General features: G+C 62.8%; 14 protein-coding genes and 3 tRNA genes. 8 read left to right on the forward strand and 9 right to left on the reverse strand.

Annotation, left to right across the window (positions count from 1 at the left end; genetic code table 11):
- Positions 1-43 precede the first annotated feature (43 nt).
- The 3 genes from AB5Y51_RS08240 (at position 44) to AB5Y51_RS08250 (ending at position 2593) form a co-directional block, all read left to right on the forward strand.
- Complete coding sequence (locus AB5Y51_RS08240; RefSeq protein ID WP_039039319.1) at positions 44-532, forward strand: C40 family peptidase; 489 nt, start codon at positions 44-46, stop codon at positions 530-532.
- Between the two features lie 151 nt (positions 533-683).
- The gene (rlmF, locus tag AB5Y51_RS08245) at positions 684-1631 is read left to right on the forward strand and encodes a 23S rRNA (adenine(1618)-N(6))-methyltransferase RlmF (protein WP_183149589.1); all 948 of its coding nucleotides are present in this window, start codon (positions 684-686) and stop codon (positions 1629-1631) included.
- A 236-nt stretch (positions 1632-1867) separates the two neighbouring features.
- A complete protein-coding gene (locus AB5Y51_RS08250; protein ID WP_010673529.1) occupies positions 1868-2593 on the forward strand; it encodes a MaoC family dehydratase in 726 nt (241 codons plus the stop codon).
- 63 nt (positions 2594-2656) lie between these two features.
- Here AB5Y51_RS08250 and AB5Y51_RS08255 read toward each other — a convergent pair whose 3' ends face one another.
- Both AB5Y51_RS08255 and AB5Y51_RS08260 read right to left on the reverse strand, forming a co-directional pair.
- A complete protein-coding gene (locus AB5Y51_RS08255) occupies positions 2657-3640 on the reverse strand; it encodes a DUF481 domain-containing protein (RefSeq protein WP_322146549.1) in 984 nt (327 codons plus the stop codon).
- Positions 3641-3662: 22 nt separating this feature from the next.
- A complete protein-coding gene (locus tag AB5Y51_RS08260; protein WP_324018198.1) occupies positions 3663-4580 on the reverse strand; it encodes a L,D-transpeptidase family protein in 918 nt (305 codons plus the stop codon).
- Between the two features lie 340 nt (positions 4581-4920).
- Here AB5Y51_RS08260 and AB5Y51_RS08265 point away from each other — a divergent pair.
- Positions 4921-5010: transfer RNA gene (locus AB5Y51_RS08265), tRNA-Ser, on the forward strand.
- A gap of 388 nt (positions 5011-5398) precedes the next feature.
- Here the strand turns inward: AB5Y51_RS08265 and AB5Y51_RS08270 are convergent.
- Complete coding sequence (locus AB5Y51_RS08270) at positions 5399-8836, reverse strand: ATP-binding protein (RefSeq protein WP_048208103.1); 3438 nt, start codon at positions 8834-8836, stop codon at positions 5399-5401.
- A gap of 249 nt (positions 8837-9085) precedes the next feature.
- On the opposite strand from AB5Y51_RS08270, the gene AB5Y51_RS08275 reads away from it, so the two are divergent.
- Both AB5Y51_RS08275 and AB5Y51_RS08280 read left to right on the forward strand, forming a co-directional pair.
- Positions 9086-9161 (forward strand) — tRNA-Gly (locus AB5Y51_RS08275).
- A 55-nt stretch (positions 9162-9216) separates the two neighbouring features.
- Positions 9217-9290 (forward strand) — tRNA-Cys (locus AB5Y51_RS08280).
- Between the two features lie 63 nt (positions 9291-9353).
- Here AB5Y51_RS08280 and AB5Y51_RS08285 read toward each other — a convergent pair.
- Positions 9354-9641, reverse strand: a complete 288-nt coding sequence (locus tag AB5Y51_RS08285; RefSeq protein ID WP_223925359.1) for a hypothetical protein — start codon at positions 9639-9641, stop codon at positions 9354-9356.
- Positions 9642-9855: 214 nt separating this feature from the next.
- On the opposite strand from AB5Y51_RS08285, the gene AB5Y51_RS08290 reads away from it, so the two are divergent.
- Entirely contained in the window at positions 9856-10056 is a 201-nt protein-coding gene (locus tag AB5Y51_RS08290; RefSeq protein ID WP_010673543.1) for a YbfA family protein, read from the forward strand.
- A 255-nt stretch (positions 10057-10311) separates the two neighbouring features.
- On the opposite strand, the gene AB5Y51_RS08295 is transcribed toward AB5Y51_RS08290, so the two are convergent.
- The 4 genes from AB5Y51_RS08295 to AB5Y51_RS08310 form a co-directional block, all read right to left on the reverse strand.
- On the reverse strand, positions 10312-13533 hold the full coding sequence (locus AB5Y51_RS08295) for a transporter substrate-binding domain-containing protein (RefSeq protein ID WP_368178265.1): 3222 nt from the start codon (positions 13531-13533) through the stop codon (positions 10312-10314).
- Positions 13534-13676: 143 nt separating this feature from the next.
- Positions 13677-14444: a class III extradiol ring-cleavage dioxygenase gene (locus AB5Y51_RS08300; protein ID WP_109422600.1), complete on the reverse strand. Its 768-nt coding sequence runs from the start codon at positions 14442-14444 to the stop codon at positions 13677-13679.
- A gap of 297 nt (positions 14445-14741) precedes the next feature.
- On the reverse strand, positions 14742-15212 hold the full coding sequence (locus AB5Y51_RS08305) for an FKBP-type peptidyl-prolyl cis-trans isomerase (RefSeq protein ID WP_010673545.1): 471 nt from the start codon (positions 15210-15212) through the stop codon (positions 14742-14744).
- A gap of 138 nt (positions 15213-15350) precedes the next feature.
- Positions 15351-16499, reverse strand: coding sequence for a Na/Pi symporter (locus tag AB5Y51_RS08310; RefSeq protein ID WP_368178266.1), 1149 nt, complete (start codon positions 16497-16499; stop codon positions 15351-15353).
- A gap of 303 nt (positions 16500-16802) precedes the next feature.
- On the opposite strand from AB5Y51_RS08310, the gene AB5Y51_RS08315 reads away from it, so the two are divergent.
- Positions 16803-17252, forward strand: a complete 450-nt coding sequence (locus AB5Y51_RS08315; RefSeq protein WP_127464653.1) for a hypothetical protein — start codon at positions 16803-16805, stop codon at positions 17250-17252.
- Positions 17253-17340: 88 nt separating this feature from the next.
- On the opposite strand, the gene AB5Y51_RS08320 is transcribed toward AB5Y51_RS08315, so the two are convergent.
- Positions 17341-18684 carry an APC family permease gene (locus tag AB5Y51_RS08320; protein ID WP_039039328.1) on the reverse strand — a complete coding sequence of 448 codons (1344 nt, stop codon included), beginning with the start codon at positions 18682-18684 and terminating at the stop codon, positions 17341-17343.
- Positions 18685-19116: the final 432 nt, after the last annotated feature.

Genomic DNA, 19116 nt, shown 5'->3' on the forward strand with positions numbered 1-19116 from the left:
CAAGTTTCACTCTTTTTGCGGGGATAAAGGATTGCGCCACCTGATGCTACTGCTGGTCGCGCTCGGAATGGTGGGTTGTGCATCGGCACCCCAACCCGAGGTCGCGAGCAAGATCGAGGTTTCCATGATGGAACCCGTGATTGAACCCGAAGTTTCACCAACCCCTGACGTCAACGAAATCCTGACCGTATACAAAGAGTGGCGCGGCGTTCCTTACCGGATGGGAGGCAGCAGCCAGCGAGGTATCGATTGCTCCGCCTTCGCCCGTGAAGTGTTCCGCAATGCCGTCGGCATCGAATTACCCCGCGATACCCGCTCCCAGGTCCATGAAGGCACCCGGGTTTCCAAACAGGATCTGGTCGAAGGAGACCTGGTCTTCTTCAAGATCAACCGCCGCCTCAATCACGTGGGCATCTATGTCGGCAATGGCGAATTCATCCATGCCTCCACCCGCGCCGGGGTGACACGCTCCAAGCTCGACAGCAGTTACTGGCGCAGCAAATTCTGGCAGGCACGCCGGATAGACATCTGAGTCAGGCTGGACAAACGGCTCGCAGTACGGACTGTTTTTCCAACCTCACTTGAACCGGGCCCTCAGGGCCCGGTTTTTTTATGACCCTCGTTTAGACTTTCCCTGGTCGACTCTCTATAGTGTGGCCCCCTTGATCCTCGGCAGGTCCAGCATGACACCCCAGCAGAAAACCGGATTGCACCCGCGCAATCGCCATCAGGCACCCTACGACTTCGACGCGCTCTGCCAGCGTACCCCGGCGTTGACGCCTTTCGTGTTCACCAACGAGCACGGCACCCGAACCCTGGACTTTGCCGATCCGGCCGCCGTCAAGACGCTCAACCGGGCATTGCTGGCACTGCACTATGGCATTGCGCATTGGGATCTGCCCCCCGGCTATCTCTGCCCGCCCATTCCGGGCCGGGTAGACTACCTGCATCGAGCCGCGGATCTGCTGGCCGAGAGCGCGGGATGCGTACCGACGGGCAAGCAGGTTCGAGTGCTGGATGTCGGTGTCGGGGCCAACTGCATCTATCCCTTGCTGGGCGCCCGGGAGTATGGCTGGCGCTTCGTGGGCTCAGACATCGATCCTGTGTCGGTGAAGGCGGCAACCCTGCTAGCCACCAGCAATGGATTGGGCAACCAGATCACATGCCGTCATCAGGGTAACCCCAAGCATGTCTTTCGCGGGATCCTGGGGCCGAAGGAGCACTTTGCCCTGACTCTGTGCAACCCGCCGTTTCATGCTTCTCTAGCGGAAGCGAGCAAGGGGACGGAACGCAAGCTGCGCAACCTGGGCAAGGGCCAGGCAGTGGCCGGGGCGCCCGTGCTCAATTTCGGCGGTCAGAAGGCCGAGCTCTGGTGCGAGGGGGGCGAGGCGGCGTTTCTGGCGGCCATGATAGAGCAGAGCAAGGAGTTTGCCAGCCAATGCCTCTGGTTCAGCTCGCTGGTGTCGAAAAAGGAAAATCTGCCTGCCGCACGAAAGGCGCTGGCTCGGGTGGGGGCGCGGGAGGTTCGCGTGCTCGACATGGCGCAAGGCAACAAGGTGAGCCGGATCCTCGCCTGGAGTTTCCTGGACGATGGGCAGCGCAAGAGCTGGTGGACCGCCCAGGGGAGATGATCGAGGACGGGGCTCAGTGGCGACACGGGCCCCGTCTCTTTTTCGGATCAGATGTTGATTCGTTTGCAGCCTTCCATTCAATCGTTTTCCTGCCCGTGTTTGCTCGCATGTTAGTGACCACTTTCGCGCCTGGTACAGGTGTACGCCGAGATTTTTTTGTACTTGCTGATGAAACTTTCATAAAATAGGACTGGTTAGACCTCTTTACAGGCTTTGAATCGAATAGGGATCGGTAAATGAAAGTTGTCGATTTTCTGAAGCACAAGCGCGAAATTCTGGCGCAACACCCCTTTGAGCTCAAGGATTGGCTCTCTCCGGCGATCCGCGACTACTGGCGTGAGTTTCAGCAAAAGGCACACCTTCACCCCTTGCTGGGAAGAGTGCTGGATCTGCAGGGGGAGTCCCAGGATGCCCGCCAGCAAGAGGCTGCCAGAGTTACCCAGGTCGCGAATGGCCAGCCTGCCCTGGCGCAGGATCCCGTGGTGGAGCTCGAAGGCGAAGCGGCGGCACTCTATGCCGAGTTGCAGACCCGCATCGGTGAAGAGACCCATGTGGGTGAGTGGTTGCAGGTCACCCAGGCGTTGATCAACCAGTTCGCGACCGTGACCGGCGATCATCAGTGGATCCACACCGATCCCGAGCGTGCGGCAGCCGAGTCTCCCTTCAAGACCACCATTGCCCACGGCTTCCTGACTCTGGCCCTGCTGCCCCAGTTGACCGGTTCGGTGGATGAGAGCACGCCGGAGTTCCCGACCGCCCGCATGGTGGTGAATTTCGGCCTGGAACAGGTCCGCTTCCCTTACCCTATCAAGGTGGACAGCAACATCCGTGCACGTACCAAGCTGTCGCGTGTCACGCCCATCAAGGGAGGCATCGAGCTCCTCAAGGAGATCAAGATAGAGATCGAGGGGATCCGTCGCCCCGGCTGCGTCATCGAGTCGGTCACCCGGATCTATTTCTGACGCGCTCGTCTTGCGTCCATGAACACAGGCCCACTTCGGTGGGCCTGTGCCGTTTCTGGCGGGTCAGAAACTCGCTCCCAGGGTGATGAGGTGACGCCACTCTTTCTCGCTCACATCCCTTTGCAGACCGTGGTAGTCGAGCCAGGCATCGTCCCAATCCAGTTCGCTTGACCAGGAGAGGCGCAGGTGATCGTTGAAATAGTACCTGAGGCCCAGGCTGCCGCTGACGGACTGTTTTCTGGTCAGGTAGGGGGAGGGTTGATCGACGAATTTTTCATAACTGCCCTTGCCAAACAGCTCGAACTTCTCTTCCCAGAGTGCAAAGGGCTGCCGGTAGTCCCAACCCAGGCTGACGAAGGGGTAATTGATGATCCTGTCGTCAAACAGGTCGGAATTGCTCCACACCTCCGGCCTGAAATAGGCCCGTTCCAGACCGAGCTGGGTAATGAGCTCCAGCCGGCGTTGCCTGTCATTCCAGAAGCGGTAGCCGGGGCCGGAAGCATAGTCAATCTCCAGATAACCGGCATCGATCATGTTGTAATCGATGTCGACGGAAGAGCGCAGGAACCAGTGATCGTCGAAGAAGAAGTCGAGCTTGGGTTTGAGCTTGTATTCGTGGCTGTCGGTGATGTTGTTCGCCGTTTCGTAGATGTACTCGCCATCCAGGCTGTAACGCCAGTCCAGATTGGCAAACTCGGTGGAGACCTTGAGATTGACGTTGTTGGTCTTCTTGGTGTTCTCCTTGAGCTTGATGTTGAGATCCCCGTTCCCTGTCAGCAGCCAGGCATTGGCCTCGTCAGGAGAGTCCAGCAGGGGGATCCCCGTCTTGGTGAGCGGCTTGGGTTTCTCCTGCTTGTCAAGACGCCATCGTTTGATGGCGTGGCGCGGGACCGTCATGGCCTGACTGTAGGCGGGCTTGATGCGGATCTGCTCGTCCGTGATCTCCTCTATGGTCCCGCTCACTCGATCGCCGTTGTGCATCCAGAGGATGTCCGCCATCGCCGCGGAGCCAGGCAGCAGAAGCAACAGGCAAACCACATGACTGATTCTGTTCATGGTGGTCAGGCCTTCAGCCGCTCACGGGTTTGGGCAGCCCGCTCTTGCGCTCGAGCAGGGCGGTCACCCGGGCACTGTCGATGTCGGGTGCGGCGATGAACTGCTCGGCCTCGGGGGAGAGCACCAGCGGCGCCCCCTGTGCCATCTCCGCTTCGGTGCGGGAGAGGGGGGAGTGTACCTCCAGCCAGCGACGGCCGTCGGGTTCCACCGCCATCTTGACCGGCTGGTTGATGACTCGGACCGGGGTGCCGACGGGAACAAGACCAAACAGGGTTTCGATGTCATCCGGGCGCAGCCGGATACAACCCGCGCTGACTCGCAGACCGACCCCGAAATCCTTGTTGGTGCCGTGGATGAGGTAGTCCTTGTTGCCATAGCCAAGACGCATGGCGAACTTGCCGAGGGGGTTGTCGGGGCCGGGGGGGACCACGGCGGGCAGATCGATCCCCTTCTGCTCCAGCCAGGACTTGCGGACCATGGGGCCGGGCACCCAGGTCGGGTTGGGATTTTTCGCGATGACGGTGGTGGTCATCTCCGGCGTCTCGCGGCCGATGTCACCGATCCCGATGGGCAGCACCATCACCTCCTGCTTGCCCTTGGGGAAGTAGTAGAGGCGAAGTTCAGGCAGGTTGATGACGATGCCTTCTCGCGGCACGTCGGGCAGCAGCATCTGGGTCGGCAGAGTGAGCCGGGTGCCCGGGGTGGGCAGATAGGGGTCTACGCCGGGATTGGCTTCGAGCAGTGCCAGAAAGCCTGTCCGGGTATGCTTGCCGACCAGTTCCAGATGATCGCCAGGCTGTACGATGTAATCTTCCAGGGCGCCGATGAGACGGCTGTCCTCTGGCGGCAGGGGATAGGTGTTGGACCAGACAGGTGCGGCCCAGAGGCTGGCGGCGGCCAGCAGCAGTGAGACGATACGAGTGTTGAGCATGGTTGTTCCTATCGGCTGGGGCGAGGGACGGGTTCCCTTCCAAAAAATGAGCAGAGATTGTCAACGAATCCCGCGGGGATTACCAGTCCGGCACCATGACTGCCGGGAGGGCGGTGGCGAGCGCGTCACAGGGTGTCCCTGGCCCATCAGGCTCGCCATATTCACCCGCCCGGAACCGGGCACAAAGTGGAGGCCGTGAGTGGGGAGGCGCTGCCGGGTGAAAGTCACTGGCGTTGGGAGGGGCGGGATCGCCGGATGGCGGTTTTATCGCCAGTCGTCTGATCTGCAACGAGATTTACATTGATTTCCCGGCTAGGGTTGGGTCAATATGAGTGCCCGTGGAGAGATGCCGGAGTGGCCGAACGGGATTGACTCGAAATCAATTGTGGCAGCAATGCCACCCAGGGTTCGAATCCCTGTCTCTCCGCCATTTATTCCCCTCAAGCCCGCGTCCGTCGCGGGTTTGTCATTTCTATCTCATCTCTGTCCATCCCCCGGCTCAGCCATCTCCCAATGTCTTTTCCGATTTGGGGCCTGTGGTCACGGGGTCGCGAAGCCTCACCCCATTCTCTCGAATGTCTATTCACCTGATTAGCCACTTGCCGGCCCAGACAGGTCTCCCGGGGTCATCACCAACATGGTGATGGGGAATGGGCCCGCACCTGCAGGGTCATCTGGCCGCCCCCGCGAGCTCAGCCATCGCGATCCCCCTGAGAGGTGCAGAAAGCCTGCGAGTCGATGTGTCCAGAGCTGGCCATTGGTGCTTGGTTTTCTATCCCGCAGCCATCATCAGAGCAACGTGGCTGCGGGTTGGAGACTCATGCCTTGCGGCTGGCGAGCTGGCGAAGGCGCTGGGTGCTCTGGTGCAGACTCTGGTGCTGCACCTCGTTCAGGGCGCAGTGCTTGAGCACGTACTCGGCGCTGGCCACCACCGTCTTCCAGCGCGGTGCCTTGGGCAGGGTGTCGAGGTTCAAGTACTTGTCGAGGGTGCGGGTCTGGGGACTGGAGCGGTCCATGTAGACACGCCACAGCTTGCTCTTCTCCGCCAGCACTATCTTGCCCTTGCCGGTGCTCTGCTGCCAGGTCTCCAGGGTGAGACGCATGGTGTCCACCAGGGCGCGGCGCAGAGGTTCGTCATCCTGCTGGCGAATGAGATCGTCCGCCAGCGAGCGGAACTCCCCGCCCAGCCGGCTCAGTTCCCCCAGCAACTGGCCATCCTCGATGATGGCCTGGCGAGAGAGGCTCTTGAGGGCGTTCTCCAGTGCAGCCATGCGATTGTCGTCCTGGCGCGGTTCTGTGCCAAGGGTCAGCGCATAGGCGTGCTGCCCCCCCAGGTTGATGGGCAGGGCGCGGGCGTTGAGGGTGTCTCGCTGGCCCGCCACCAGGAAGTCCAGCTCCCGCTCCGGCTGCGCGGTCATGTCGGGCCACTGGCTTGCCAGCGGGGCGGCCAGCCACTCGTCCAGCATCTGCCCCTCCATGGCTTCCGGCTCCTGACCCAGCAGGCGCGCCAGGGCCCGGGAGGCAAACAGCACCCCTCCTTGCTCATCGAGGAAGACCATGGGGTCGGCCCCCTCGCCAAGCAGGGCGAGGAGCCGCTCCTGATCCTGGTGCAGTTGCTCCTGGAGCAGCAGACGGTGCTCTATCTCCTGTTTGAGCAGGCGGTTCTCCACCAGGGAGGCGCGCCCGGCGCTGGCCTCCAGCAGGGCCCTCACCCGGGCGAACAGCTCCTCCTTGCAGAAGGGTTTCACCAGATAGTCGTTGGCCCCGGCGTTGAAACCCTCTTCAATCTCCTTGGGCTGGTTGAGGGCGGTGAGCAGCAGCACCGGCAGCTTCTCCTTGGGGTGCTGCTGGCGCAGACGGCGGCAGACGTCGAAGCCCGAGAGGGTGGGCATCATCACGTCAAGCAGGATGAGATCCACCGGCTCCTGAGCCAGCTTGGTCAGGGCGTCGTGGCCGTCGCTGCTGGGCAGGATGCGATAACCGCAGGGCTGCAGCAGGTGGCGCAGTATGTGCAAATTGATGGGCTCGTCATCCACCACCAGGATGACGGGGGCATCTTGCGGCGGGGGCGGCAGATCCTCGCTCTCCCAGTCCGGCAGGATGACGGGCTGCTGGCGCACCAGCTGGTGCTCTATCTGGCGGCTGTCGAGGGTCAGACTGCCCGCCTTGCCGCTGGCCAGCGGCAGGGTGAAGGCGAAGGTGGAGCCGACGCTCGGCTCGCTCTCCACGAACAGCTCCCCCCCCATCAGGTGCACCAGCTGGCGGGTGATGGAGAGACCGAGGCCCGCTCCCTGCTTGCTCACTTCCGGGCTCATCTGCACCAGGGGCTCGAAGATGTGCTCCAGATGCTCCCTGGCGATGCCGATGCCGGTGTCGGTCACCTTGATGCGCAGAAAGTTGCCCTCCACCAGGGCGCTCAGCACCACCTTGCCCTGGGGGGTGTACTTGATGGCGTTGCCCACCAGGTTGTAGAGCACCTGCTCGAGGCGCTGCTCGTCCGCCAGCACAGGGGGCAGCTCGGCGGGGCTCTTGTCCACCAGGGTGAGGGGCTTGGCCTGCACGAGGTGCTGACAGAGATCCAGCACCAGCCGGATGACCCCCTTGGAGGAGACCGGCTGGGGGTGGATCTCCAGCTGGCCGTAGCGCATCTGGTGGTAGTCGAGCAAGTCGTCCACGAGGCGCGCCAGACCGTCGGCGCTCTTGATGATGAGACCGAGCTGTTTCTGCTGCCCTTCGGTCAGGTCCTGCTGGCTGGCGAGCATGGACTCGGCCATCCCCTTGATGCCGTGGATGGGGGTGCGCAGCTCGTGGGAGGTGTTGGCCAGGAGCTCGTCTTTGAGCTTGTCCGCCTGTTGCAGGCTGAGGTTCTGCTTGTGGGTCAGCTTGACCTGCTGTTGCAGCTCCTGGGTCTGGCGTTCGATGAGCTCGATCTTGTCTTTCACCGAGCGCTGCATGTGGCGAAACGCCTGGGCCAGCCGGTCGATGTCGTCGTCGGTGCGGGGGATGGTGATGGGGTGATCCAGAGCGCCGTCCGCCACCTGTTCGGCGGCGGCGGTGAGGGATCGCAGGGGCGCCGTGATGGAGTGGGAGAGCCAGCGGGAGAAGAGGATCAGCAGCAGCAGTGAGCCTGCCCCCAGCAGGATCACCAGCGTCTCGAGCTGGCGGATGGGGGCATAGGCCTCGCTGGTGGAGATCTCGGCGATGAAGGCCCACTCGGTATCGAACACCTTCACCTGGGTATAGGCGGCCAGCACCTCGTCATCGTGGTAGGAGAGGAAGGGGCCGACCCCCTGCTCCCCGGAGAGGGCCTTGATGATGAGGGGGGTCTGCAGCGGTCGGAAGTCGGGGCTGAAGCTGTTCTCCACGCTGAATTCGGGGGCGAGCCAGGCGTTGGCGCGCATCCGCTTGTCCGGGCCGATGAGAATGGTCTCGCCGGTTGCGCCGAGCCCCTCCCGCTCCGCCATGATCTGGTTGAGCTTGTCCGGCAGCAGCTCGAAGATGACCACGCCGCGCACATAGTCGTACTGCATCACGGGGGCGGCGAGGTAGGCGACCACCTGACCGGTCAGCTCGTTGCGGCCAAAATCGGTGAATTCGAAGATCTGCTGGGGCTTCTGGCCGCCATCGAGGCGGCGCTTGATCTTGGCGAAGGTGTTGCCAAGACCGCTGGACTGGTAGGGGCCCGAGAGCAGGTTGGTGGCGAAGTTGGCCTGCTTGGTGACCGAGTAGACCACGTCACCGTTGAGGTCGACCAGGAAGATGTCGCTGTAGTTGGATTTGCGCACCATGTCGGCGTAGCCGCGATGGAAGCGCTGGTGGACGCGGCCATACATCTCGTCCGCCAGGATGAGGGCGCTGATGGAGGGCTCTATCTCCACCTGACTGTCCGGCTGTTGCAGCTTGTCCCAGGAGCCCGGCACATAGCGGGCCTGGGCGCGGGCACGGGCCTCCTGCGGCGTGGTGCCGAGCTTCTCGAAGGCGCCGGTGAAACCGTAGAAGCGACCGATACTGTTGCCGGCAAAGTCCTGCTGGGAGAAGTTGATGATCTGCTCCTTGAGGTTGCCGAAGTAGTCTTGCAGCTGGTTTTTCTTGATGTTGCGCACCGAGACCAGATGGTTGGAGGTCTGGGTGGTGAGATCCTTGCCGTGGCTATAGAGGAAAAACAGGGTGACGACCAGGAAGGGCACCAGGCCCAACATGAAAAAAGCCAGCATCAGCTGCGGTCTGAGCCCCCGAGGCCTGAAGTTCCATTTCATCGCATGATTTTCAATTGAGAATCCAGTTACTAAGCGCGATGAGTTTCTGACTAAAGGCTAACTATTTCAATGGCTTTATCTTAAATTCGCTCGTCGGGTCACAGGGAGCGGGGGGATTTTCGACCAAGGCGTCTAAAGGGTGAGCAAACAGCACGGGAAAGGGCTCAAAGTGAGAAAAAAGGGTTGTGCCCGGGCTCGGGGTACGTATAATGCGCCTCGTTGTCAGGCAACTGGCACGCAAGCAGTCATGCGGGAATAGCTCAGTTGGTAGAGCACGACCTTGCCAAGGTCGGGGTCGCGAGTTCGAGTCTCGTTTCCCGCTCCAATACTCCATGGCACCAACCATGGACATCACTCTCAAGGCAATGCCTTGTCAGCATGGCGCGTTAGCAAAGCGGTTATGCAGCGGATTGCAAATCCGTTTAGTCCGGTTCGACTCCGGAACGTGCCTCCATATTCTCCCTGTTTTCCATATCCCTGACGTTGTCCATCCGCCATGGCGGCCCAGGATGATGCTTCATTGCATGTCAGTCAGCCGTGAACAACCCTCCCGTTGCCACGTCTTGTGCAGATGCTGATCCATCTCGGCCAATGCCTCGCCCCTGGATCCGGACCTCTCTTCGCCCTCCTGTTCTGCCAGCGCGGCCATCTCCTTTATCAGCAAACCGCATTGCCACAGGCTGGCGGTGGGGACCCCGTGATACGGGATGTCGATGGCATCGTCACGATTGAGCCGCCACTCCTGCCACTGGCTCCAGGCGAGCACGCCCAATGCCCCCAGCAGCGCCGCATCTGCAAGTTTCATCCTGTGTTCCCCCGTTCTGGTCCAGTCCTCGTTAACTCTGGAACAGGGGCCGCGTTTTGCCACCTTTGTTGTTTTTTAGTTAAAGAATGTAACCCGGTTTCATTTTTAGGCTTTTAGCCCCATTTTTTATCAAAAAATGGCGCTGTCGGTGTAGTAATCCTACAATGATTGGCGTAATCTTTGTTCAGTGGTCTTACCAGTGAGGCGTTACATCATGTTTCATCCCTTCTCCCTGACTCAGATAATCCTTCGCCGCATCTTCGTCCTGATGGCGGGGTTGCTCGCCTTCCCGGTGATGCTGTTTCGCCGGGATCGCGCCCGTTTCTACAGCTACCTGCACCGGATCTGGAGCAAGACCAGCACCAAGCCGGTCTGGCTCAAGATGAGCGAGCGAGGGGAGCGGATCTTCTACTGATCCTCCCCGTGACGTCCGCTTCATCCGGCGCCAGACTGGCGTGACAGGCAGGGCGCACCTCCCGATATAAAAAAACCGACACCCTGGTGTCGGTTTTTTTATGGGGCTCGAACCGCCACCGGCCTTGTATTCATGGCTGGTCCACGTTGTCTCTTGTCCCGGTGGGCGACCCTTTATGCCGCAAACGCCGACGCACTCTCAGTCGCACTCTCAGCCGCGCCCGTGCGACATGACGGGAGGAAGGGCTGGCGGTACTCAGGGCGCTGGCCCCAGGGTGGCCAGCGCCGCGCGCAGACGGGCGAGGCCGATGGGCTTGAACAGGCAGTCGTTCATGCCGGCGGCGAGGCAAAGCTCCCGCTCGCGAGGCTGGGCATGGGCGGTGAAGCCCCAGACGGGCAGGCCATGGCCAAGGGCTCGCAGGCTGCGGGTCAGCTCGAAGCCGTCCATCACCGGCATCTGGCAGTCGGTGATGACCAGATCGAAGGGGTGGCTGGCGAGGGCGCGCAGGGCCTCCAGGCCATTGCTGCGTACACTGACGTCGTGTCCCAGATGCTTGAGCTGCTGGCGCAGCAGGATCTGGTTGGCGTGATTGTCATCGACCACCAGGATATGCAGCCGATGGGGGAGGGGTTGAGCCTGGTGGGGCTGGGGCGTCGGCATTGCCGTGATCGGGGCGGGGGGTTGCTGGGCGAGCGTGAGGGGCAGCCTTATCTCGAGGCGGGTACCTTCGCCGACCTGGCTGTGAACGGCTATCTCCCCCCCCATCATCTGGCACAGGATGCGGGCGATATTGAGGCCCAGCCCGCTGCCGGGGAACTGGCCCTGGCCGTGGGCGCGATAGAAGGGGGTGAAGAGCCGGGGCAGCTTGTCCGCGGGAATGCCGGCTCCGGTGTCGGTGATGGTGAGGTGCAGCACAGGAGGCTGCTCGCCCCCGGTCAGGGTGGCAGTGATGGCGACCCGGCCCTGCTCGGTGAACTTGATGGCGTTGCCGATGAGATTGAAGAGGATCTGGCGCAGGCGAAGGGGATCGATCAGCACCCTTGGCATGGGGGTGTCAGGCAGCCTGACCTCATAGGTCAGCCCCTTCTGCTCGGCCATGCCCGCAAAGACCCGGGTGACGGACGAGAGCAGGGGCGCGAGATCGCAGGGGGTGGGCGTCAGGGTCATCTGGCCCGCTTCTATGGAGGCGATATCCAGGCTGTCCCCCAGCAGATCCAGCAGGCCGTTGGCGGAGTCGGCGGCGATGCGCAGCAGCTCGCCGCTGTGACGGCTGAGAGCGGGATCCTCGGTGGCCAGCTCCAGCATGCCAAGGATGGCGTTCATGGGGGTGCGGATCTCGTGGCTCATGGTGGCGAGGAAGTCGCTCTTGGCGCGGCTGGCGCTGTCGGCCTGCTGTTTGGCCTCGCGCAGCGCCTCTTCCAGCCGCTTGCGGTCCGTGATGTCTATCCAGCCGTCGATCACCCCGCTGATGGCCCCCTCCCCGTCGAAATAGGGCACCATCCAGTGATAGATGTCGCTCTGGGTGCCCCTGTGATGGAAGAGGCGATCCGCAAAGATGGGCTGCCCCTCCTGCAATACCCTGGCAAAGTCCTGCTCCAGCACGGCGATGCTGCCTGCATCGAGCACCCCTGACAGCCCCTGGGCGAAGGGCTGACCCAGGATGGCCTTTGGCTCGGCGCCGAGCTGGGTCAGGTATTTGCTGTTGCACAGCAGCACCTTGCCGCTCTTGTCCCGCACGACGATGGGGTGGGGCAGGCTCTCCCCCAGTGCCCGGATGAACCTGACATGGGCCTCCAGTTGCTGGCGGGAAGCCTGCTCGGCGCTGGCCATCCGCTTGAACATGCGGTTGCGATAGAGCAGCACCAGCGCCAGGGTGAGGAGCCCCACGAACACCAGGTAGACGATGTGGGCGTGGCGATCCATGAAGCCGGGCACCGGCAGTTTGCGGTTGCGCCACTCGTAACTCATCATGGCGAGCTCGTTGGGGGGGATGGCGAGGATGGTCTTGTCGAGGATCCCCATCAGCATCCCCTGTCCGGGCAGGCTGGCAAACCCCATCCGGATCGGCTCGTCATCGGCGGGGCCGGCGATGCGCAGGGGGCTCTGGGGATCATTGTCCAGCGCATGGCGGGCAAAATAGAGGGGCACGATGGCGGCATCCACCCGTCCCTGGGCGAGCACCTCCATCGCTTCTGCGGCACTCTCCACCTCGGTGATGCGGCTGCCCTCCAGTCTCTGTGCGAGGGGCACATGGTGCGTCATCGCCACCGTCTTGCCCGCCAGACGCCGGATGGTGTCGATCCCTTGTTCCTCCTGGCGGGTGAGGATCACATAGATGTTGTCGGTGGCGTAGGGCACCGAGGTGTGCAGCCCGTAGTGTCCGGCCACCTGCTGGGAGATGGCGCCGATGAGGTCGATGGCGCCTGACTGCATGGCTTTTGCCAGCTGACCCTCGGAATCTGCCCGCACGAACTCGAAGGTGAGGCCGGTGCGTGTGCGGATCTTGTCCAGCATGTCCACCGTCATGCCGACTAGCTGGCCGTCATGATCCAGGGCGCCATAGGGGTAGAGGTTGTCCATCAGCCACACCCTGATGGGGGGCGCTTGCCGCATCCAGGCCCGCTCGGCGGCATCATAGAGATCGGCGCTTCGCTCGTTCATGTCGCGGATGGGCCCGTTCCACTGGGTGAAGAGGGTGTTGCGCGCCCGGTCGTCGATGGCCGCCAGCCCCCGGTTGACCAGGCTGAGCAGGGCGGGCTCGGTGGCCGGGACGGCAAAGCGGAACTCGGCAGGCGCCAGATCGGGAGGGGCCTCGCCCCGCTGGCGAAGGTTGTCGAAGCGCTCGCTGTTGAGGTAGTGGGTGGCGTGGGCATCCCCCAGCAGGATGTCGTCGCGGCCGAAGAAGACCGCATCGAACGCCTCCATGTTGGAGGGATAGGTCACCAGGGTGAGAGTGGGGTAGTAGCGGCCAAAGCGCGCCCTGTCTATCTGATCCCGGACGGCGGCCACCCGCTGTCCCGGTGTGAGCAGTGCCCCCCGATAACGTCTGGGCACGGAGAAGACGAGGGGGCTGCTGAAATAGGGGTTGCTCAGACGGATCGCCCGGGTGTCACTGTCCGCCAGGGTGAGATTGCCGAGGCTGGCGAGGTGTATCTCCCCCCGTGCCAGGGCCAGGAGCAGGTGCGCCTTGTCGGGGAAGGCGCTCAGGGCAACGGGTTTGTCCAGCATCCGGGCCAGCAGGTCGATGTAGTCGGCACTGAGCCCCTCGACGCGCTGGCGAGCGATCATGGTGAAGGGGCGGTAGTCCTCTTGCAGGATGCCGACCCGCAGTTGGGACTGCTGGCGCAGCCATCCGAGCTCCGCCTCCGACCAGCGGGGAGGCAGCGGGGCGGGATCGTAGCGGCTGTGCAGGGTCAGGGCCTGCACAGGTTGAAGGCAGAGCAGACAGAGCAGGATCAGTGTTCGATATAGGTTCATCTAGCCACCCGACGCGACAGCCATCCCTGCCAAGCCTCATCCAATGGCGGCCATTCTACCGGAAAATGGCTATAACGAGTCCGCTATTTCTCCACGCGCGTCGGCGGCAGCACGGCAAGCAGGGCGGCCTGGCCGCCCCGCCCTCAACCGAACTGGTAGGCCCCCATGTAGAGGCTGCCGTAATCCCAGCTCTCGTGCAGCTTTCGGGGTCTGTCGGCCCCCGCCGCGCCGAGCGCCACAAACAGGGGGCGCAGGTGATCGTCATGGGGATGGGATTCCACCGCGCCCGGCGCCCGGGCCCGGTAATCTTCCAGCGCTCCCCTGTCTCCCTCTGCCATGGTCTGCTCCAGCCAGCGGGCAAACTGGCTCGCCCACTGGGGAACCGGCGAGCCGTCCGGCCCGAGGGCACGGAGGTTGTGGGTGATGGCGCCGGAGGCGAGGATGCCGATCCCTTGCTCGCGCAGCCCCTGCAATGCCTCCCCCAGTTGCCACAGCTGGGCCGGGGTGAAGCTGGCCGGGATGGCGATCTGCACCAGGGGGAGTTCACTGTCCGGATCCATCAGGGAGAGGGGGGACCAGACCCCGTGATCGAGCTCGCGGCGCACCGGGGTGGCGGGCAGGCCGGCCAGCAGCAGCTGATCGCTCACCGCTTCCTGCAACCATTGCGGGCTCGTCGCGGGCCAGCGGATCTGGTAGAGGGGCTCGGGGAAGCCGTAGAAGTCGTACATCAGGGCCGGGCTGGGTTCGACGTTGATCTGCAGCTCGCTTCGGCTGAACCAGTGGGCCGAGATCACCACCAGCCCTCTGGCACCCTCGAGGCGCAGTTGCTTCAGGAACCGGGTCGCGGGCTGATCGCGCAGGACCAGATCCGGGGCGCCGTGGGAGATGAACCAGACAGGGGCGATAGACATGACAGACTCCATATGCGTTGTGCCGATGCGCGCGGCGCACCGACAACCCGAGGCCAGGGCGACATGCCGCTGACGATGTGGTCATTATCTGCTCCTATTGATGGGTTAACAATCAGGCTTTAAGGATAAGTACTCTTCACTTTTGGTTGATAGTCTGGCGTCAGGGCGAGGGAGACCGGGGCAGAAACGACAACGCCGGCGCAGTGCGCCGGCGTTGTGATCAGGGTCCGTCGGACGTGGCCCCTGACGGGATGCCCGCAGCGCCACCGCCAAGATCAACGCGGGCCCCGGGCGGGTTTATTGAATGCCCAGCAGCTCCACGTCGAAGATGAGGACTGAGCCCGGCGGGATCTTGCCGGCGGCTCTGTCGCCATAGGCCAGGTTGGCGGGGATGTAGAAGCGGGTCTTCTCCCCTTCCACCATCAGTTGCACCCCTTCGGTCCACCCCTTGATCACCTGGTTGAGGCCGAATTCGATGGGCTCGCCACGGGCAACGGAGCTGTCGAACACGGTGCCGTCCAGCAGCTTGCCCTCGTAGTGCACCTTCACCTTGCTGGTGGCGGTGGGGTGAACGGTGCCGGTGCCCGGGGTCAGCACTTCGTACTGCAGGCCGGAGGCGGTGGTGGTCACCAGGGGTTTTTCCTGGTTGCTGGCGAGGAACTCGGCCCCCTTGCGCACGTTCTCTTCCGCTAGCTTCCGGTTGTTGCTGCTGGAGTAGAAGTAGTAGGCGGCGCCGGCGATAAGAAGGGCTATCAGAATGAATTTCATCGGGTTTTCCTGTTCCTTGAAATCAGAGTGCGAGTGAGGGGGCATCTTATCCCAGCCGGGGAGGGAGGGCGAGGGGGGATGCCGGAGGATGTGACCGGACGGGCAAGGCACCGGGGGCATGATGCCCCCGGTTCGGATTTACTTGACGGCCACCATCATCAGGGCAGGCAGGGCGAAGAAGAGCCCGGCCACGTAACCCAGCGCCAGCAGCTTGTTCTCGCTGCCGACCCGGGCCAGGGTTTCGGCGGCCTTGATGGGCAATTCCCGCAGGAAGGGCACGCCATAGATGAGCGCCACGGCGAAGACGTTGAACAGCACATGCACGAAGGCGATGGTCAAGGCCAGCTGTGCGCCGGCGCCGCTGATGGCGGTGGCCGCCAGCAGGGCCGTGATGGTGGTGCCGATGTTGGCCCCCAGGGTGAAGGGGTAGAGCTGACGGGTGTTGAACACGCCGCCTCCCGCCAGCGGGATCATCAGGCTGGTGGTGGTGGAGGAGGACTGTACCATGACGGTCACCAGGGTGCCGGAGGCGATGCCGGTGAGCGGGCCACGGCCCAGCGCCTTGTGCAGCAGCTCCTTGGCACGGCCCACCATGACCCGTTGCAGCACCTTGCCAAGGGCGGTGACGCAGCCGAGGATCAGCAGAATCCCGATGAGAATGGTGGCGATGGCGGGGCCCTTGCCCGGCAGGAAGGCGACGGCGCTGTCGATGAGATCCAGGGAGGGGGAGATGATGGGCTTCATGAAGTCCATGCCCTTCATGGACATGTCGGCGGAGCCCAGCAGCAGACCGGACAGCCACTCGGCACTCTTTTGCAGCAGACCGAACATCAATTCCAGGGGCAGGAAGATGAAGACGGCCAGCAGGTTGAAGAAGTCGTGCACGGTGGCGGCGGCGAAGGCGCGGCGAAACTCGCCCCTGTCACGGATATGGCCGAGGGAGACGATGGTGTTGGTGATGGTGGTACCGAGGTTGGCCCCCATCACCATGGGGATGGCCATGCTCATGGGCAGGCCGCCCGCCACCAGGCCGACGATCACCGAGGTGACGGTACTGGAGGATTGCACCAGGGCGGTGGCCAGGATGCCGAGCAGCAGGGCGACGAAGGGGTTGTTGGCGAAGGCGAAGATCTGGGCCGCGCCCTCGGCACCGCCGGAGAACCCCTTGAAGCCGTGTGAGACGGCCCCGACGGCGACCAGGATCAGGTAAACAAAGGTGATCACCGCTAGCCAGTTGAACAGGGGGCCGGTAGCGCGGGTCTGCGGGGATGACGGTTTGCTTTGCATGGTGCCTCTTGGGACGTCTGCGTTGAATTGGACGGGCGCATTACAGCAGTGCTCTATGACAGAAATATGACAAAGTGACACTTTTATGATGCTTTGGTGACAGGGGGCTCGGGATTGGCGGGCCAGATGGGAGTGTAGTGATTGATTCTGATTGTTTTGTTGTTTTAAGTGAATTGGTCTGTCGAATGTAGGGATGCGTTAGAAACTGACGGACGGGGTGCCATCCACTGGTGGATCCTGTGCCGCCACTCAGTCAATGGGAGTAGACTGCCTCGTCATTTAATCAGTAATTGCGAGTCTGTCATGAAACATTGGTCCCTTCTTCTCCTGCCCCTGGCGATGGCCTCTCTCTCCTCTCATGCCGCCGTGCTGCCCTCCGATTGCAGCTCCAAAGACGTGGCGATCGGCTCGGCCGTCAACAGCGCGACCGGGGTCAACAGCCATTGCTCCGCGCAGAGCGCCAAACAGCGTGTGGACAACGCGGTCAACGATCCCGCTGGCTATGCCAAGCGCAAGGCGGCCCAGGCCACCGGCGTGGATGACGCCTACTACAAGGCCAAGAACACCCAGCAGCGGGTCGAGAATGCGGTGGACAATCCCGGTGACTACGCCAAGCGCAAGGCCGCCGAGGCTGCCGGTGTGGGCGAGACCTACAACAAGGCGAAGAACACCCAGCAGCGAGTCGAGAACGTGGTGGACGATCCCGCCAAGGCGGCGGGCCGCGCCGTGCTGCGCAAGACGGGCACCTACTGAGGGGAAACCCGGCAAAAGGCGATGCGTCGTGCAAACAAGAGAGGGGAGCCCGTGGGCTCCCCTCTTTGCATCTTGCGATCGAGATGGCTTACTGGCCGTCGGCCGCTTCCTCGTACTGACGGAAGGGGATGCGGAACACGGCGAGGCGCAGGAAGAGGTAGGTGACCCCGATCCCCGCCCAGATGAGGCCAAGCTCCAGGGAGCTCTGCTCCAGGTTGATCCAGAGGGCGCCGATGGTGGCGGCCCCCAGCAGCGGCAGCACCAGGAACAGCAGGTGCTCCTTGAGGCTCTTGTTGCGCTTCTCGCGCACCCAGAACTGGCCGATCACCGAGAGGTTGACGAAGGTGAAGGCCACCAGGGCGCCGAAGTTCACCAGGGCCAGGGCCATGTCCAGATCGAAGGAGACCGCGGAGAGGGCCAGGGCCCCCACCAGCAGCACGTTGATGGCCGGGGTGCGCCAGGTGGGGTGGATATAGCCGAACACCCGCTCCGGGATCATGCGATCGCGACCCATCACGTAGAGGATGCGCGACACGCCGGCGTGGGCCGCCATGCCGGAGGCGAGCACGGCCGCGGTGGTGCACACCAGCACCACGCTCTGGAACAGGGTGCCACCCACGTAGAGGGCGATCTCCGGCAGCACGGCGTCCGGCTCCTTGAAGCGGGCCAGATCCGGGAAGAAGAGCTGCAGGCTGTAGGAGACGGTGACGAAGATGATGCCGCCGATGAGGGCCGTCAGCACGATGGCGCGGGGGATCACCTTGCCGGCATTCGGGGTCTCTTCGGAGAGGGAGCTCAGGCCGTCGAAGCCCAGGAACGAGAAGCAGAGGATGGTGGCGCCGGTGAACAGCGGCAGCATGCTGGCAGACTCCACATGGAACGGACGGCTGCTCATCAGGGTGCCGGCCCCTTCACCGTGACTCAGGCCCCAGGCGATGAGGCCGAGGAAGGTGACGATGATGGCGATCTGGATGAAGACGATGAAGCCGTTGAGGTTCGCCACCAGCTTGATGCCGCGCAGGTTCAGGAAGGTCATCACGGTCACCAGACCGAAGATGAAGATCCAGGGCTCCACGGTGGGGAACATGGCGGTCAGGTAGATCTTGGCCAGCAGGATGTTGATCATCGGCATGAACATATAGTCCAGCAGGGAAGACCAGCCCACCATGAAGCCCACATAGGGGTGGAACACCTTCTGGGCATAGGTGTAGGCGGAGCCTGCGGACGGGAAGCGGCGCACCAGGTGGCCGTAGCTGAACGCGGTCAGCAGGATGCCGCCGAGCGCCAGCAGGTAGGCGGTGGCCACGCGACCATCCGTGATGTCACCGACGATGGCGAAGGTATCGAATACCGCCATGGGCGTGAGGTAAGCCAGACCCATCACCACGACCTGGAACAGGGTGAGGGTCTTGAGCAGCTTGGCACCGGCCATCACGCTTTCTCCTCTGCACAGGCCCCGTGGGCGAGATGGGACGGGATCAGGGACGCGGGAACGCGTCGCTGGACACAGGGGGCGCCCATCTGTGGCACAGATGCGTGGCGCACGCCGGCGGGGACCGGCAGGAAAGCAGTGAAATGCCCCATGTTTTTCCTCACAACGTCAGGAGATTGCTTGGCAATCTGGGTATCAATTCCGGCACATGGCCGGCCTCTTGGTGAATGGTGGTGTGCCCCAGAAAAGCAAAGAACCGATGTTGTTGAAACATCGGCTCTCAAGGGGCGCCGTATTGTGCCCTCAGGGGGGGGAGGAGACAAGCGAAAAAGGCCGCCAGCGGGGAATTTGTTCCCCCGGTGAGCGATCACTTCGCCACCGCTGCCGGAAAGTCGATGACAACCTTGTCATCAGCTGGCGCCCTGCTTTGCC

This window comes from Aeromonas sp. R7-1, assembly GCF_040908115.1.
GTDB lineage: Bacteria > Pseudomonadota > Gammaproteobacteria > Enterobacterales > Aeromonadaceae > Aeromonas > Aeromonas caviae.

What these genes read in the sequence shown, in the direction of transcription:
- AB5Y51_RS08320 (WP_039039328.1), bottom strand. Translation starts at nt 18,684, where the DNA reads ATGGCCGGTGCCAAGCTGCTCAAGACCCTCACCCTGTTCCAGGTCGTG.
- AB5Y51_RS08260 (WP_324018198.1), bottom strand. Translation starts at nt 4,580, where the DNA reads ATGCTCAACACTCGTATCGTCTCACTGCTGCTGGCCGCCGCCAGCCTC.
- AB5Y51_RS08285 (WP_223925359.1), bottom strand. Translation starts at nt 9,641, where the DNA reads ATGAAACTTGCAGATGCGGCGCTGCTGGGGGCATTGGGCGTGCTCGCC.
- AB5Y51_RS08270 (WP_048208103.1), bottom strand. Translation starts at nt 8,836, where the DNA reads ATGAAATGGAACTTCAGGCCTCGGGGGCTCAGACCGCAGCTGATGCTG.
- AB5Y51_RS08290 (WP_010673543.1), top strand. Translation starts at nt 9,856, where the DNA reads ATGTTTCATCCCTTCTCCCTGACTCAGATAATCCTTCGCCGCATCTTC.
- AB5Y51_RS08315 (WP_127464653.1), top strand. Translation starts at nt 16,803, where the DNA reads ATGAAACATTGGTCCCTTCTTCTCCTGCCCCTGGCGATGGCCTCTCTC.
- AB5Y51_RS08310 (WP_368178266.1), bottom strand. Translation starts at nt 16,499, where the DNA reads ATGCAAAGCAAACCGTCATCCCCGCAGACCCGCGCTACCGGCCCCCTG.
- rlmF (WP_183149589.1), top strand. Translation starts at nt 684, where the DNA reads ATGACACCCCAGCAGAAAACCGGATTGCACCCGCGCAATCGCCATCAG.
- AB5Y51_RS08295 (WP_368178265.1), bottom strand. Translation starts at nt 13,533, where the DNA reads ATGAACCTATATCGAACACTGATCCTGCTCTGTCTGCTCTGCCTTCAA.
- AB5Y51_RS08305 (WP_010673545.1), bottom strand. Translation starts at nt 15,212, where the DNA reads ATGAAATTCATTCTGATAGCCCTTCTTATCGCCGGCGCCGCCTACTAC.
- AB5Y51_RS08300 (WP_109422600.1), bottom strand. Translation starts at nt 14,444, where the DNA reads ATGTCTATCGCCCCTGTCTGGTTCATCTCCCACGGCGCCCCGGATCTG.
- AB5Y51_RS08250 (WP_010673529.1), top strand. Translation starts at nt 1,868, where the DNA reads ATGAAAGTTGTCGATTTTCTGAAGCACAAGCGCGAAATTCTGGCGCAA.
- AB5Y51_RS08240 (WP_039039319.1), top strand. Translation starts at nt 44, where the DNA reads ATGCTACTGCTGGTCGCGCTCGGAATGGTGGGTTGTGCATCGGCACCC.